The organism is Mesorhizobium sp. L103C131B0 (assembly GCF_000502275.1).
Lineage (GTDB): Bacteria > Pseudomonadota > Alphaproteobacteria > Rhizobiales > Rhizobiaceae > Mesorhizobium.
In genome coordinates, this window is the sequence record NZ_AYXC01000004.1 from 235,818 (window position 1) to 251,329 (window position 15,512).

Genomic DNA, 15,512 nt, shown 5'->3' on the forward strand with positions numbered 1-15,512 from the left:
TCAGAGGCCCAGCCGCTCGACCTCTTCCTTCCTCACCTTCAAATCATAATCGAGCAAAAACTCGTCCAGCTGCGGCGGCGCGACCGAGCTGCCCGAGAGCATCGCGTGAACCTGGCCCCGATGGTGGATGTCGTGCAGGAAGACATGGGCGAGAATGTCGCCGATCTTTTCGGGGATCATGCCGTCCTCGCGCCGGTCCGTGATGACCTGACAGTCGAGATCCGCCTCCGACAGCTTCTCGCAAAAGGCGATCAGGCGTCGATCTGCTGCGACCTGGGCGGCAAACAGCGCCTGCGGCACATCGAACGGCACGTAGTCGTCATAAGCGGCCGCACCGACGCCGCCTTCTTCGAGAAAATCGAGATAGAGATGATCGACCGCGAGGATGTGGTTGAGCGTCGCCTTGATCGACGGGAAGAAGCTTGTGCGCTCGGCTTCGAATTCGCCGGGCTTTAGCTGCAGCACGGCCCGATAGAGCCGGTCGTTCGACCAGAGATTGTTGCCGGCCATGCGGCTGAAATGCTCGAGCAGGGTCACGCGTTCATTCGTCTGATCAGGCCAATGCCAGCCGCCATGACCACGAAACCGGCGACGACGATCAGCAGCAGCCGGTTCATGCGCCGGCGCATGGCCTGCGTTTCCGCATCGCGCGCCACATTGGTGTTGGTGATGGTGTGGAACATCATCGCCTTGCGCGGGTAGCCGCTGCGGTTGGTCAGATCGGGCGAGCGCGCCTCGATGCGGTAGCTCAGCCGGATCGCCTGGATGAAGACCATCAGAATGGCCAACGCCCAGACGCCGGCCAGCAGGTAGAACGCCTCGCCCGTCATTGCATTGTCCCCTCTTATGCCTGGGACTTCTCGACCTTCTGCTCGATGGCGCCGAAGATCGAGTTTCCGCTTTTATTCTTCATCTCGATACGCACCGTATCGGCAAAGCGCAGGAACGGCGTCTTGGGCTCGCCAGACTCAATGGTCTCGATCATGCGCAGTTCAGCGATGCAGGAATAGCCGGCGCCGCCGGCCGCCACCGGTTTGCCCGGCCCGCCATCCAGCTTGTTGGAGACGGTGCCGGAGCCGATGATGGTGCCGGCAACCAGCGGCCGTGTCTTTGCGGCATGGGCAATCAGCGCCGGGAAGTCGAAGGTCATGTCGACGCCGGCATTGGCACGGCCGAACGGCTTGCCGTTGACGTCGGCGAGCAGAGGCAGGTTGACCTTGCCGCCATCCCAGGCGTCGCCGAGCTCGTCCGGCGTCACCGCGACCGGCGAAAAGGCCGAGGACGGCTTCGACTGGAAGAAGCCAAACCCCTTGGCGAGTTCGGGTCCGGTGAGCGCGCGCAGCGTCACATCATTGACCAGCATGACCAGCCGGATGGCGGCGCGCGCCTGGTCGAGGCTGGCGCCCATCGGCACGTCGTCGACGATGACGGCGACTTCCGCCTCCATGTCGATGCCGAAGGCTTCGTCCGCCGCGCGGATCGGATCGCGCGGCGCGATAAAGGAATCCGAGCCGCCCTGGTAGATCAGCGGATCGGTCCAGAAGCTTGCCGGCATCTCGGCGCCGCGAGCTTTGCGCACCAGCTCGACATGGTTCACATAGGCTGAACCATCGGCCCATTGATAGGCGCGCGGCAGCGGCGATTGGGCGTCATGCTCATGGAAGCGTGCCGACGGCACCGCATTGTTCTCCAGCGATTCGGCGATCGTCGCCAGGTGCGGCGAAATCCGCTGCCAGTCGTCGAGTGCGGCCTGCAGCGTGCGCGCCAGGAACGAGGCGTCGGTGAAGCGCGTCAGGTCGCGCGAGACGACGACAAGCTTTCCGTCGCGCGTCCCGTCCCTCAATGTGGCAAGCTTCATGCGGTTTCCTCTCCTGATGCGGCTTTGGCGCCGTCTAAGTTCACAACAAGGCCGTCGCGGGCAATCGTCAAGTCACCCACCCACGATTTCCTGACAGCAGCCTCCCAGTCGGCCTCGCCGATCTCGGGATCATCGGCCGGAATGAGGTGGTTGAGCACCAGCCTCTTCACCCCGGCATCGCTGGCGATGCGGCCTGCCTGCTCGGCAAATGAGTGGCTGGCAAGCAGATGCTCTTTCAGCCGCGCGCCATTGCCGGTCCTGGCGACCAGCCGCTCGATGCCTTCTTCCAGCATGGCCTCATGGACGAGAATGTCGGCATTTCGGGCAAAGCCTGCGAGTGGCGGAAAGAAGGCTGTGTCGGCCGAGAACACGACGCTATTCGCACCATGCTCGAAGCGCAGCGCGAAACAGTCGGTCACCGGCGGATGGTCGACGCGCAGTGCCGAAACCTTCAGGCCGCGCTGCGCAAAAATCTCGCCATCGCCGAATTCCACGATCGAAGCCATTTCGCGAATGTCCGGCCTGCCCTCATCGACGATGCGAATTTCAATGTCGAACTCCATCGCCTGGCAGAAGCGGCGCCAGTATTGGCCGGTGCCGGGTGGTCCGAACAGCGTCACCGGGCTGGCGAGGCCGGCGGTCCAGGCGGTGTGGAGCAACGGACCCAGTTCCAGCACATGGTCGGAATGCAGGTGGGTGACGAAGATCAGGTCGAGCGCCTTCAGGCTGACGGCGGAATCGACCAGACCTCGCGTGACGCCGAGCCCGCAATCGACGACGATTGTTCGCCCGCCAAGCTCCAGCAGCGACGAACTCGGCCACGGCCCGCCCGGCCGCAGCGCCGGGCCGCCCTTGGAGCCGAGAAGCACCAGCCGGTCGTTCATTGGGCTGATCTCAAGACCAGTCGCCCTCCGGCGTGCCGTTGAAACGCTTCTTCAGATCGGTCCAGCAATCGATGTAATTGTCCTGCCTCGTTTCAAGCTCGGCGCCGTAGCGGGTGAGCATTTGCGGGAATCGGGTCTCGAACATGAAGGCCATGGTGTTGTCGAGCTTGACCGGTTTCAGCTCCGAGCGCGAGGCCTTTTCGAAGCCAGGCGCGTCTGGGCCGTGGGCCAGCATCAGATTGTGCAGGCTGATGCCGCCCGGGACAAAACCTTCTTCCTTGGCGTCGTACTGGCCGTGGATCAGGCCCATGAACTCGCTCATGATGTTTCGGTGGTACCAGGGCGGGCGGAACGTATCCTCCGCCACCAGCCAGCGCGGCGGGAAGATGACGAAGTCGATGTTGGCGGTGCCCTCCTCGCCGCTCGGCGCCGTCAGCACGGTGAAGATCGACGGATCGGGATGGTCGAACAGGATGGCGCCGACCGGAGAAAACGTCGCCAGATCATATTTGTAGGGCGCATAATTGCCGTGCCAGGCGACGACATCGAGCGGCGAATGGCCGATCTCGGTGACATGGAAATTGCCGCACCATTTCACCGTCAGCCGGCACGGCGTTTCCTTCTCCTCGAACCAGGCGCAAGGCGTCTTGAAATCGCGCGGATTGGCCAGGCAGTTGGCGCCGATCGGGCCGCGGTCGGGCAGCGTCAGCTTGGCGCCGTAGTTCTCGCAGACATAGCCGCGCACTTCCTCGTCGATGAGCTCGACCTTGAACACCAGCCCGCGCGGCAAAACGGCGATCTCACCGGGTCGCAGCTCGATGACACCCATCTCGGTGACGAAGCGCAAGGCGCCGACCTGGGGGACGATCAGCAACTCGCCATCGGCATTGAAGAAATGATCGTCGACCATCGATCGGTTGGCGACATAGACATGCGCGGCCATGCCGCTTTGGCCCAGCACATCTCCGGCAGTGGTGATGGTGCGCATGCCGGCGATGAAGTCGGTCGGCTCACTCGGCATCGGCACCGGGTTCCAGCGATACTGCCCGAGCGCCAGTTCGTGGTCGCCGACATTGGGTGCTGTCTTCCACAAGGGATAGCTCGCTGCCTTGAAGCGGCCGGTGTGTTTTACGCTCGGCCGGATGCGGTAGAGCCAGGAACGCTCATTGGTGCCGCGCGGGGCGGTGAAGGGCGAGCCCGAGAGCTGCTCGGCATAAAGTCCGTAAGCCGGCCGCTGCGGGGAATTGCGCCCTTGCGGCAGCGAGCCGGGCAGCGTTTCGGTCTCAAAATCATTGCCGAAGCCCGGCATGTAGGAAAATTCCATCCGATCCTCCCTGATCCCGACCGCCGCGAAGCGCGGCCTGCCGGCGATGTTGACCAAACTGGTTTCATTTGTAACCATCGAAAATGTAACTATCAACGGCTGATGCCGCATCCACGGTGCGCATATGGAAACCCTCGAACTCGAAAATTTCCTGCCCTATCGGCTCTACCGGCTGGCCGACGCCGTCAGCCGCGAATTTTCAAAAATCTACCGCGCCCGCCACGGCCTGACGCGGCCGGAATGGCGCACGCTGTCAGGGCTCGGACAGCGCGGCACCATGACGGCGACAGCGCTTGGCGAGCAGTCGGCCATGCACAAGACAAAGGTGTCGCGCGCGGTGGGGGAACTGGAGCGAAGGCGCTGGCTGGTACGCACAACTGACGAGAATGATCGGCGCGTGGAGCATCTGGCGCTGACAAAGGCGGGGCTGGCGGCCTATGGCGAAATGGTGCCGCTGGCGAAGGCGTTTGAACGGGAGTTGCTGGAGAGGCTGAGCACAGAGGAGCGGACAGCGATTGTGAGCGGCGTGGCGGCGCTGGAGGGAGCGTTGGGTGAATAAAGAATCTGCTCCGCCGTGATCCTTCACACCCCCCTCTGTCCNCAAAGCTGCCAATCTCCCTCCTTGCGGGGGAGATGGCCGGCAGGCCAGAGGGGGGTGCTGTCCCGCCGGCTTCTCCAGCTAGAACGTGCCTCTGCGCCTCACCAATCCATCACCACCTTGCCCGAACTGCCGCTCCGCATCGCGTCAAACCCCGTCTGGAAATCGTCGATCCCAATGCGGTGCGTAATCAGACCCGACACATCCAGCGGCCCCTGCACCAGGGCGATCATCTTGTACCAGGTCTCGAACATTTCGCGGCCGTAGATGCCCTTCAAGTGCAGCATCTTGAAGATGACCTTGTTCCAGTCGATTTCGAAGCCGGTCGGCGCGATGCCCAGAATGGCGATCTTGCCGCCATTGTTCATGGTGTCGATCATGTCGCGAAAGGCGGGCGCGGCGCCCGACATTTCGAGGCCGACGTCAAAACCCTCGGTCATGCCCAGCGCCGGCATAACGTCGCGCAGTTTTTCCTTCGAGGCATCGACGACATGCTGGACGCCGAGCTTTTTGGCCAGCGCCAGCCGCACCGGGTTGATGTCGGTGATGACGACTTTTCGCGCCCCCACACATTGGGCAACGAGCGCGCCCATGATGCCGATCGGCCCGGCGCCGGTGACCAGAACGTCTTCACCGACCAGGTCGAAGGACAGAGCGGTGTGGACGGCATTGCCCAAGGGATCGAAAATCGCGGCGATCTCGTCGGGCACATCGTCGGGGATCGGCACGACATTGTGCTGCGGGATCGCCAGATATTCGCCGAAGGCGCCGGGGCGGTTGACGCCGACGCCGAGCGTGTTACGGCAGAGATGCCCCCTGCCGGCGCGGCAATTGCGGCAATGGCCGCAGACGATGTGACCTTCGCCGGAGACACGCTGGCCGACCTTGTATTCGGTGACCGCAGCGCCGAAATCGGCCACCGTGCCGACGAATTCATGGCCGGTCACCATCGGCACCGGCACGGTCTTCTGCGCCCACTGGTCCCAATTGTAGATGTGGACGTCGGTGCCGCAGATCGCCGTCTTCTTGACCTTGATCAGCACGTCGTTAGGGCCGATCTCCGGCACCGGCACCTCTTCCATCCAGATGCCCGGTTCAGCCTTGGCCTTCACCAGCGCCTTCATCATGTTCGACATGCTACAACTCCTTACCCTCCCCCTTGTGGGGAGGGTGGCCCGAAGGGCCGGGTGGGGGTCAAAAACTGGCGGAGGTCGTGACCCTGCAGACCCCCACCCCGCCTCCCGCCCGCTTGCTTCGCAAGCGGTCGAAAGTCNGGGTGGGGGTCAAAAACTGGCGGAGGTCGTGACCCTGCAGACCCCCACCCCGCCTCCCGCCCGCTTGCTTCGCAGGCGGTCGAAAGTCGACCCTCCCCACAAAGGGGGAGGGTAAAACTCTCAGCCAATCACGCCCAGTTCCTTGCCGACCGCCGCGAATGCTGCCACGGCGCGGTCGATGTCGGCGGTGGAATGCGCCGCCGACATCTGGGTGCGGATGCGCGCCTGGCCTTTCGGCACCACCGGGAACGAAAAGCCGATGACATAGATGCCGCGCTTCAGCATGCGCGCCGCCATTTCCTGCGCCAGGCTGGCATCGCCCAGCATCACCGGGATGATCGGGTGATCGGCGCCGGCCAACGTGAAGCCGAGCTTGCCCATCTCGGACCGGAAGCGCGCCGCATTGGCATAGAGGCGCTGGCGCAGGGCGTCGCCATTTCGGATCAGCTCGAACACCTTGATCGAGGCGCCGGCGATCGCCGGCATCAGCGTGTTGGAGAAGAGATAGGGCCGCGAGCGCTGGCGCAGCCAGTCGACCACCTGACCTTTGCCCGAGGTGTAGCCGCCCGAGGCGCCGCCCAGCGCCTTGCCGAGCGTGCCGGTGATGATGTCCACCCTGCCCCCGACGCCGCAATGTTCGGCCGAGCCGCGGCCGTTTTTGCCGACGAAGCCGACGGCATGGCTGTCGTCGACCATGACCATGGCGTCGTATTTTTCCGCGAGGTCGCAGACGCCTTTAAGATTGGCGATGATGCCATCCATGGAGAACACACCGTCGGTGGCGATCAGGCGGAAGCGGCAGTCTTTCGCCTCCTTCAGCCGGGCTTCGAGATCGGCCATGTCGTTGTTGGCGTAGCGGAAACGCTTGGCCTTCGACAGCCGCACACCGTCGATGATCGAGGCATGGTTCAGCGCATCGGAAATGATCGCATCCTCCTCGCCGAGCAGTGTCTCGAACAGGCCGCCATTGGCGTCGAAGCAGGAGCCGTAGAGGATGGTGTCGTCCATGCCGAGGAATGATGAAATCGTTGATTCAAGCTGCTTGTGCTCTTCCTGCGTGCCGCAGATGAAGCGCACCGAGGCCATGCCGTAACCGTAGCGGTCCAGCGCGCCTTTGGCTGCATCGCGCAATTCTGAGCTGTCGGCGAGGCCGAGATAGTTGTTGGCGCAGAAATTCAGCACCTTGTCGCCGCCGACTTCGATCTCAGCCGACTGGGTCGAGGTGATCACCCGCTCGGATTTGTAGAGCCCGGCGGATTTCAGCCCTTGCAGTTCGTTGTCGATATGGGAGAGGAATGCCGCGCTCATGGATCAGGTCCTGTTGAGATTGGCGCGACTGTCGCGCTACGCGCACTAAAAATCCATCGCAAAAGCGACCGTTTCGGTGGCACGGCGGGCTCAACCCTGGCGCGACCCGATCGCATGGCCCGCATGCTGGAGTAGCAGGCACGCGAATACGGCCATGCCGCGAAAGAACATGATAACCATCTCGGCAGCTTTCGTTTACTGCCGAAGCAACAGTTCCGCCGGCTTCCAGACCTGTTAACCCTTTCAAGCCAATGGTCTTCTCGCCACGAATCGGTGGCAGAATCAGTTCGACCGAGGGGTCACCTAGAATATGTCGCAGCAGCCGGCGCAAACCGTCTCGGGCAAACTCATCCTGTTGATCAAGAGCGGCTACTGGCTGGCGCTGCTGATCATCGCCGCCATGGTGATGGCCTCCTTCATCCTGCTGCAGCAGATGATGGCGGCGCAACAGCACAACCATACTCTGCTCGACATCGTCAGCACCCAGAAGGCGCTGTCGCAGCGCATCGTCTTTTTGACCAGCGCAACCGGCTCCGCCGCGCGTGACAAGCAGCCGGCCCTGGTTGCCGCGCTGAAACAGGCGACCGCCGAGTTCGAGGCGAACTACGACCTGCTCCTCAAACAGACGGGAGCCGACCCGCTGTCGCCGGCATTGTCCGACCCAAAGTCGATCGAGAGCGTCCTTTACGGCAAGCCGTTCCACCTCGACTATTTCTCGGTCGGGCTGGTCGCCAATGGCGAAAGGCTGATCTCGTCCTTCGAATCCCAGCTCTCCGGCAATGCCGCCTACAAGGGCGGCGGCGAGCGCGTCAATCTCGATGCTTCCGTCGCCAATGCGACGCTGTCGGGTTATGCCGCGCTCGGCCAACGCATCGCCGCATTCGCAGACGAGCGGTCGGAAAAGCTCCTCGATCTCCATCGCACCTTGTTCTACGCCACCATCGGCGTCATCGTGCTGGTGGCGCTTTTCATCTTCCGGCCGATGTCGAAGGCGATCCTGCGCAAGACCCATGAGCTTGTCGATGCCCGCAACTCGATGGCCTTCATCGCCGTACATGACGGGCTGACCGGCCTGCACAACCGCACCTTCCTGACCGATCACTTCGAAACGCTGATCAAGGGCGCGCATCGCCGGCGTGAGAGGCTGGCGGTGATCCAGCTCGACCTCGACCGGTTCAAGCAGATCAACGACACGCTCGGCCACGCCGCCGGCGACTATGTTCTGGTCGTCACCGCGCAGCGCATGCGCGATTCCTGCCGTGCGTCGGATCTGTGCGCCCGCCTTGGCGGCGACGAATTCGTGATGATCCTCAATGGTGCCGGCGGCCCCGAGGACATCAACATGCTGGCCCGGCGCATCCTGGAGGAGATCAACGAGCCGATTACCTTCCAGGGCACGACCATCCTTCCAGGGGCCAGCGCCGGCATTGCCGTCTATCCGATCGACGCCGACAATGCCGAGGATCTCCTCGTCCACGCCGACCTCGCGCTCTATTCCGCCAAGAAGCTCGGCGGCGGCAGCTTCTCGTTCTTCTCCGAGGAACTCAGGCGCGAGCTAGACTACCGCAAGCAGCTCGAGCACGACATCAAGGTCGCGATTTCGGAGAACGCCTTCCAGGTCTATTTCCAGCCGCAGGTGTCGCTGAGCAACGGCGCCATCAGCGGCATCGAGGCGCTGGTGCGCTGGAAGCATGCCGAGCGCGGCATGATTGCGCCGGGCGAGTTCATTCCGGTCGCCGAAAAATGCGGCTTCATGCCCGAGATCGGCCGCATCGTCTTTACCAAGGCAATCGAGCAAGCAGCCGAATGGGATCGCGCCGGCATCGCTTTCGGCCGGCTTGCCGTCAACGTGTCCGGCACCGAGCTGCGCGAACCCGACTTCGACCGCTTCCTGTTCGCGACGCTGGAAAAGGCGGGCCTTGCTCCGCAGAAACTGTCGCTGGAAATCGTCGAATCCGTCATTCTCGACGACGAGAAGACGGGCATCGCGGCGAAGCTGCGCCACATCCGCGCTGCCGGCGTCCATCTTGAGCTCGACGATTTCGGCACCGGCTACGCCTCGCTCAGCCATGTCAATCCCAACGAGATCGACCGGCTGAAGATCGACCGCCGCTTCGTCCAGAACATCAACGAGAATGGCGACAACACCAAGATCGTGCGCGCCATCACCGAGCTGGCGCGCGGTCTCGGCATTTCGATCGTCGCCGAGGGCGCGGAAACCGAAGCCGAGCTCGATTCGCTGATGGCAATCGGCTGCGATCAGGTGCAGGGCTATTCCATCGCCTTCCCGATGCCGCAGGACAAAGCGCGCGAATGGCTGCTGGCGCGCAGCCCGAAGAAAGCCAAGCTGAAGGTGCTTCAGGGCAATTTAGCCTAGACTATTGCCCACCGGTGCCGGTCATTTGGCCGGCGCGACATTCGCCCGCAATGCCGCCAGCACCTCGGCGAACTCCGCCAGCCTGTCGTCCGGCAATCCCGCGCGCAGCCGCTTGTCGAAGATGAGAGCCGCCGCCCGCAGCTTCAGGAACATCGTTTCGCCCGCCTGCGTCAGTTCGACCAGATGAACCCGGCGGTTGTCCGGATCGCGGCGGCGCGTCAGCAAGCCTTGCGCCTCCATGGCGTTGAGATGGTGGGTGAGCGTGGCGCCCTGGATGCCGATCATGCCGGCAAGTTCGCGTTGGTTGGCAAGCTCGCTCGACTTGACCGAAAGCAAGGTCAGCCACACCGGCAGCGTGCCGCCGGCCTCGACCAAAGCGGCGTCAAAGGCCTGCGCCACCAGCTTGGAGGTGCGCGCGAGATTCATGCCGATTGGCGGACGGTCAAAGGGAGTCATGCGCCGACAGTAGAACAAGGCGCCGAGCGATGGAACGCGGCATTATACATTGACATCGAACCATTTGATACCTAACTATCATGCGTGTCGATCTACCCAGTTCGTATCATCCTGCATTCGACAGGGATCCGAGGACGGGCGGCGGGCAAGGAGGAAGCGGTCATGCAATATGTCTACATCGTCGTTATCGGCCTTCACGTCATGGCCGGTGTGTTCTGGGCCGGCACCACCATCACGCTTGCCCGCGACCCCGAGATCAGGGCGGAGCGCTTTATCGGACCGCAAATGGGCTCGGCCGGCATGGTGTTCGTGACCGGCGCCCTGCTCTGGTATTTCTTCCACGGCGCCTATTTCGGCTCGATGGAAATGGTGCTGGCGCTGGGCATCCTGGCCGCCTTCGCCGCTGCCGGCGTTCTCAGCGTCGTCGTCCGCAAGACAAGCCGGCAGCTTGCCGGCGCGGACGCCGCAACGGAAGCGGCGCTGCGCACCAAAATGGCCCGCGGCGAGCGCATCGCCGCCTGGCTTCTGGTACTCACCGTACTTTGCATGGCGACGGCCAGGATGATTTGAGCCCTGCCGCGCGTTGCCTCCCGGTTGAAAAGCATTCCGCATCGTGCGTCGCCTGGCTCTCGGCTGGTGGCGTACGCGGCGCGCAGTTCGGACGGATGTGCAAGGTGGCTCTCCGCACAGAGGTTTGGCTGCGCGCCACCCATCACTTTGATCGATCGAGTTGCGCCCGTCGGAAGGGTGAGATCGAGCTTTGGAACAAGCCGTAGGCCGGCTTGTAGGCTCAAACCCGCAAGCCGAACCTGATGCCGTCATAGATGGCGGCATGGATGTTGCGCGAGGCGACCGCATCGCCGATGCGCAACAGCACGAAGCCCCCTTCGGGGTTGCGTGAAGGAAAAATATCGCCGCCGCCGACCAGCCGCTCGTAATCGACCGCGCCACCATTCTTCGACAGCGGTTTCAGCTGGAGATAGAGATCGTCGAGCGGCGCCGTGCCGTGCTCGACCACCACCTGGTCGACCCGCCTCTCGCCGCGCCAGCCGTCGGCAAAGTCGGAGGCGAGTTCGGCGACCAGCTGGTTGCCCTCGCGCCGTACCGAGCGCAGCCTGGTGTTGATGGTGATGGTGACGCCCTTCTCCTGGAAGGCGCGCATATAGGGCACGTGGTTCATGCCGCCCATTTCGGGGGCGAAGAAGCGCTCCGGCGAAACCAGCTCCAGCTTCGAACCGGCATTGGCGATCAGCTCCGCCGCGCCCATGCCCTGGTGGCCGCCATTGTCGTCGAAGAGCAGCACGTTCTCCGCCGGCTTGACGCTGCCGGCCATGATGTCCCAGCTCGACGTGACGAGATTGTCGCCTGATGTCAGCGGCGGGTTCTGCGGCAGGCCGCCGGTGGCGATCACCACCACATCGGGCGACAGCGCCAGCACATCGTCCTGCTCGGCCCATGTATCGTAGCGGATCCCGACGCCGAGCCGGTCGAGTTCGGCCAGCCGCCAGTCGATGATGCCGATCAGTTCCTTGCGGCGCGGGTTCTGCGTCGCGAGCCGGACCTGGCCGCCGGCCTGACCGGAGGCTTCAAGCACCGTGACATGATGGCCACGTTCGGCCATGACGCGAGCTGCCTCGAGCCCGCCAGCGCCAGCGCCAACGACGACGACTTTCCGCCTGGGCCCTTCGGTCATGACGATGATTTGCGGAATCTCGGCCTCGCGGCCGGTCGCGGCATTGTGGACACAGAGCGCTTCGCCGCCTTCATAGATACGATCGAGGCAATAGGTGGCGCCGACGCAAGGCCGGATCTCGTGCTCGCGACCTTCCATGACCTTCTTGATGATGTGCGGGTCGGCGATATGGGCGCGGGTCATGCCGACCATGTCGAGCTTGCCGGTCGCGATGGCGTGGCGCGCCGTGGCCACATCGGAAATCCGCGCCGCATGGAAGGTCGGAAATTTCGTTGCCGCCCTCACCTCGCCGGCGAAATCGAGATGCGGGGAAGAGCGCATGCCGGTCACCGGGATAACCTTGGTGAGCGCCGCGTCGCTTTCGATCGAGCCGCGGATGATGTTCAGGAAATCGACCTTGCCGGAATTGGCGAGCCGTCTGGCGATCTCGACGCCCTCCTCCTTCGACAGGCCTTTGTCAAAATCCTCATCGGCGACCATACGGATGCCGACGACGAATTTTTCGCCGACCGCCGCCCGCACGGCATCCAGCACCATGTCGGTGAAGCGCAGCCGGTTGTCGAGCGAACCGCCGAACTCGTCGTCGCGATGGTTTGTGGCGGGCGACCAGAAGCCGTCCATCAGATGGCCGTAGGATTCGAACTCGATGCCGTCGAGGCCGGCGGCCTGGCAGCGCTGCGCAGCCGACGCATAGTCGGCGACGATGCGCTCGATGTCCCAGTCCTCGATGGTTTTGGGGAACGCGCGGTGCGCCGGCTCACGCACCGGCGAGGCCGACAGCACCGGCAGCCAGTCGGCCTTGTTCCAGCCGGTGCGGCGACCAAGATGGGTGATCTGGATCATCACCTTGCAGTCATGCTCGTGGCAGGCGTCCGCCAGTTCGGCCAGCCACGGCACGATGCGGTCGTCATAGACATGCAGATTGCCAAAGGCGGCCGGGCTGTCGCGCGAGACGATGGCCGAGCCCGCCGTCATGGTCAGCGCCATGCCGCCCTTGGCCTTTTCGGCATGGTAGAGCCGGTAGCGCTGTTTCGGCATGCCGTCCTCTGAATAGGCCGGCTCGTGGCTGGTCGACATCACCCTGTTCTTCAGCGTCAGGTGTTTGAGCTGGTAAGGCTGGAGAAGCGGGTCGTTGCTGGTCATCATCTTCCTGCCATTCCAGTTTGTGTCGGAGCAGCGCGCGCTGCTCCAGTTCTTGTCTTAAGCATCGAATTTATCCGAAAATCGCTGCACACTTTTTGATCCGATGCTAATGAGCGCGGAAAATCCCCAGGAAAACCACGATGATCGATACCAAAACCCTCACCCAGCTCGGCGCCCACGTCGAGACGCCACAGAGCCCGGAGACTGCGGTCCTGGAGACCGTGCCGTTCCAGCGCGGCGACGGACCGCCGGCGATCGTGCGCTTCACCTGCCCGGAATTCACCTCGCTCTGCCCGGTAACCGGACAGCCGGATTTCGCTCATATCGTCATCGACTACGCACCCGATGCCACGCTCGTGGAATCGAAGTCGCTCAAACTGTTCATGACCTCGTTTCGCAACCATGGCGCTTTCCATGAAGACTGCACGGTGATGATCGGCCGCCGCATTGTGGCGGCAACGAAGCCGCTGTGGTTGCGCATAGGCGGCTATTGGTATCCGCGCGGCGGCATTCCGATCGATGTCTTCTGGCAGACCGGCGCTCCGCCCGAAGGCGCCTGGTTGCCCGACACCGGCGTTGCCCCCTATCGCGGCCGTGGCTGAACTGACGTCAGCCATAGGCGGCTCGGCAGAGCTTTGTCGCCAGAAAGGGAAGGACGGCATCGCGATAGCGCGGCTGGTCATACCGCAGCAGGTCCACATGGCCCGCTCCTTCGAACCAGACCAGTTGTGAGCCGGCAGCAGCGCTGTGCAGCGCCTGCACCTGGCTGCGATCGATGAAGGGATCGGTGCTTCCCGCAAGCAGCATCAGCGGTTCACTGATCTGGCCGAGGCGATCGACCGGCCTGACATTGCCGGCGCTCAACCCCAGACGAAGCGGCATCTGCGCCAAAAGCACATCGGCCTGAAAACCGCGCCAGAAGTTGAAAGGCATGCGCCATGCCGTGGTCTCGCGCAAACTCGCGTAAAGCTGCTCCAGAACATAGGCGTCGGCGGGCGCTTGCTGTGCCGCAAAGACGAAAGCAGCGGCGCCTAGCGACGAGCCGACAGCGCCAAGCTTCTGGCCGGGAAAACGTTGCCTGGCATAGGCAATGATGCGGGCGGCGTCCTGCCCTTCCGTGTAGCCGAAACCTTGAATGGCACCGCCGCTTTCGCCGTGCCCGGACAGGTCGAACAGGACGACGGAATAGCCGGCGTCGAACAAAAGTTTCGCTCTTTGAACCAGGGCCAGCCTGTTGGCGCCGCGCCCATGCAGCAGCACGACCGCGCCGCAGCTGCCCTTTCGATCAGCCGCCCAGCCGACCAGATCAGGAGCGCCGGGCTGGTCGAGCACGACGCGCTCGACGGGCAAATCGCCGGGAGCCGCCAAAGCTTGCCAAGCCGCGCGGGCGATCAGCATCGTGCCGATGTGCCAGTCGAGGCCGCAGCCGGCAGCGCCCAACCCGACCAGCGCGATCGCGAGCAAAACGCGAAGCTTCATTGCCGACCACCCGGAAACAATCGGCGGCTTATTCGCACTGGTACTGGCTGAGCGCCCATTCACCGGTCACCGAAAGCAGATCGGATATCTTCCAGTCGCCGTCGACCTTCTTCAGCTTCCACTCCAGCCGGTGCTGGTTGCCTTCGACGACGAAGGCGACCACCACCTTGGCCTGATCACCATTGACGGCCTCGATGCTCTTCAGGCTCTTGTCGATTGCAAGCTTGTCGTAATCGGCATTGTCGAGCGCCATGTTGGGGTCGAGGCATTCGCCCTGCCCGGATTTGCGCAACGCGTCGCTCTTGTCGAGTACGGTCTTGGCCGGGTCGACGAAGTTCTTGCGCTGGGTCGGATCGAGCTCCAGTCCGAGATGTTCGTAGAACGGCTTGACCACAGCCGTCGGCGAGCCCGCCAGGACGGGCGCGGCCGGCTCGGCCGGCGGCCACCCAACCGGCGGTGTCGCCGGTTCCACCGCTGTCCCGGGTGGATTTGCGGGCGGTGCTGCGCCGGCCGGTGCCGCCACGGCCGGCGCATTGGCTGGCGGCGGGCCCAACAGGCCTTGTGCTGCGGCTGCGCTCATACCCACCGCCAGCACGCACATGGGCGACAGCGCCAGGGCAAGACGGCGGAGCACGGGATCACTCCGGCGCTTTGTCGGGCATGCATTCCAGCGCGCTCAGCGTCCAGCTGCTGGTCTTGGAGGTGATGTCGGCGACCTTCCATTTGCCGTCGATCTTCTTCAGCGACCACAGCATTTCGCGTTTGGAATCATCGCCTTCCGCAAAAAGGCTGAAGGTGGCGGTGACTTCGGCCGTATCGCCATTGACGGTTTCGGTCAGCTTCAATGTCTTGGCAATCGACTTCTGGTCGAAATCCTGCGCGTCGAGGCCGGGATCGAAGTCGAGGCATGCGACTTCGTCGGGCTTGTTCTTCGTGGCCTGGTCGTTGAGATCGAACAGCTTGGTCACCGGCTCGGTGAAGCGGTCGCGGTACTTTGCATCTCCCTCGAATTTCACCTCGGGCACATAAAAGAACTTCACGGCGTTGGAAGCCGGCCCGGCCAGCACCGTCGCTGGCAAGGCAATCGAAAAGACAGCGGCAAGCACTATCGGTTTCAT

Annotated in this window: 16 protein-coding genes; 4 read left to right on the top strand and 12 right to left on the bottom strand. The window is 63.4% G+C overall.

Annotated features, from left to right (window positions below):
- Genes X730_RS153945 through hmgA form a run of 5 tightly spaced genes read right to left on the bottom strand, consistent with a single transcriptional unit; the run spans position 1 to position 4,066 of the window.
- Positions 1-537 carry a DinB family protein gene (locus X730_RS153945; RefSeq protein WP_023826114.1) on the bottom strand — a complete coding sequence of 179 codons (537 nt, stop codon included), beginning with the start codon at positions 535-537 and terminating at the stop codon, positions 1-3.
- Positions 534-830, bottom strand: a complete 297-nt coding sequence (locus tag X730_RS153940) for a hypothetical protein (protein WP_023826115.1) — start codon at positions 828-830, stop codon at positions 534-536. The genes X730_RS153945 and X730_RS153940 overlap by 4 nt, the downstream gene beginning before the upstream one ends.
- A 14-nt stretch (positions 831-844) precedes the next feature.
- Positions 845-1,858, bottom strand: a complete 1,014-nt coding sequence (locus X730_RS153935) for a fumarylacetoacetate hydrolase family protein (protein ID WP_023826116.1) — start codon at positions 1,856-1,858, stop codon at positions 845-847.
- Positions 1,855-2,742, bottom strand: a complete 888-nt coding sequence (locus X730_RS153930; RefSeq protein WP_023826117.1) for an MBL fold metallo-hydrolase — start codon at positions 2,740-2,742, stop codon at positions 1,855-1,857. The genes X730_RS153935 and X730_RS153930 overlap by 4 nt, the downstream gene beginning before the upstream one ends.
- 10 nt (positions 2,743-2,752) lie before the next feature.
- Positions 2,753-4,066 (bottom strand): homogentisate 1,2-dioxygenase, encoded by a 1,314-nt coding sequence (gene hmgA, locus X730_RS153925; RefSeq protein ID WP_023826118.1) that lies wholly within the window; start codon positions 4,064-4,066, stop codon positions 2,753-2,755.
- Between the two features lie 124 nt (positions 4,067-4,190).
- Here hmgA and X730_RS153920 point away from each other — a divergent pair, with 124 nt between their 5' ends.
- On the top strand, positions 4,191-4,625 hold the full coding sequence (locus X730_RS153920; RefSeq protein ID WP_023826119.1) for a MarR family transcriptional regulator: 435 nt from the start codon (positions 4,191-4,193) through the stop codon (positions 4,623-4,625).
- A gap of 140 nt (positions 4,626-4,765) precedes the next feature.
- Here X730_RS153920 and tdh read toward each other — a convergent pair whose 3' ends face one another.
- Both tdh and X730_RS153910 read right to left on the bottom strand, forming a co-directional pair.
- Positions 4,766-5,800 carry an L-threonine 3-dehydrogenase gene (gene tdh / locus X730_RS153915; protein WP_023672918.1) on the bottom strand — a complete coding sequence of 345 codons (1,035 nt, stop codon included), beginning with the start codon at positions 5,798-5,800 and terminating at the stop codon, positions 4,766-4,768.
- Positions 5,801-6,058: 258 nt separating this feature from the next.
- Positions 6,059-7,246: a glycine C-acetyltransferase gene (locus X730_RS153910; protein WP_023826120.1), complete on the bottom strand. Its 1,188-nt coding sequence runs from the start codon at positions 7,244-7,246 to the stop codon at positions 6,059-6,061.
- 310 nt (positions 7,247-7,556) lie between these two features.
- On the opposite strand from X730_RS153910, the gene X730_RS153905 reads away from it, so the two are divergent.
- Positions 7,557-9,623 carry an EAL domain-containing protein gene (locus X730_RS153905; RefSeq protein ID WP_023682927.1) on the top strand — a complete coding sequence of 689 codons (2,067 nt, stop codon included), beginning with the start codon at positions 7,557-7,559 and terminating at the stop codon, positions 9,621-9,623.
- A gap of 21 nt (positions 9,624-9,644) precedes the next feature.
- On the opposite strand, the gene X730_RS153900 is transcribed toward X730_RS153905, so the two are convergent.
- On the bottom strand, positions 9,645-10,079 hold the full coding sequence (locus X730_RS153900; RefSeq protein ID WP_023682928.1) for a MarR family winged helix-turn-helix transcriptional regulator: 435 nt from the start codon (positions 10,077-10,079) through the stop codon (positions 9,645-9,647).
- A gap of 162 nt (positions 10,080-10,241) precedes the next feature.
- Between X730_RS153900 and X730_RS153895 the strand changes: the two genes are divergently transcribed.
- Positions 10,242-10,649 (top strand): hypothetical protein, encoded by a 408-nt coding sequence (locus tag X730_RS153895; RefSeq protein ID WP_023745497.1) that lies wholly within the window; start codon positions 10,242-10,244, stop codon positions 10,647-10,649.
- A 220-nt stretch (positions 10,650-10,869) separates the two neighbouring features.
- On the opposite strand, the gene X730_RS153890 is transcribed toward X730_RS153895, so the two are convergent.
- Entirely contained in the window at positions 10,870-12,915 is a 2,046-nt protein-coding gene (locus tag X730_RS153890) for an NADH:flavin oxidoreductase (RefSeq protein ID WP_023753729.1), read from the bottom strand.
- A gap of 140 nt (positions 12,916-13,055) precedes the next feature.
- On the opposite strand from X730_RS153890, the gene queF reads away from it, so the two are divergent.
- Entirely contained in the window at positions 13,056-13,517 is a 462-nt protein-coding gene (gene queF, locus X730_RS153885) for a preQ(1) synthase (RefSeq protein ID WP_023682931.1), read from the top strand.
- 7 nt (positions 13,518-13,524) lie between these two features.
- Here queF and X730_RS153880 read toward each other — a convergent pair whose 3' ends face one another.
- Genes X730_RS153880 through X730_RS153870 form a run of 3 tightly spaced genes read right to left on the bottom strand, consistent with a single transcriptional unit; the run spans position 13,525 to position 15,512 of the window.
- On the bottom strand, positions 13,525-14,394 hold the full coding sequence (locus tag X730_RS153880) for an alpha/beta fold hydrolase (protein ID WP_023826121.1): 870 nt from the start codon (positions 14,392-14,394) through the stop codon (positions 13,525-13,527).
- Between the two features lie 28 nt (positions 14,395-14,422).
- Entirely contained in the window at positions 14,423-15,028 is a 606-nt protein-coding gene (locus X730_RS153875; protein WP_023753731.1) for a hypothetical protein, read from the bottom strand.
- A gap of 4 nt (positions 15,029-15,032) precedes the next feature.
- A complete protein-coding gene (locus tag X730_RS153870; RefSeq protein WP_023753732.1) occupies positions 15,033-15,512 on the bottom strand; it encodes a DUF3828 domain-containing protein in 480 nt (159 codons plus the stop codon).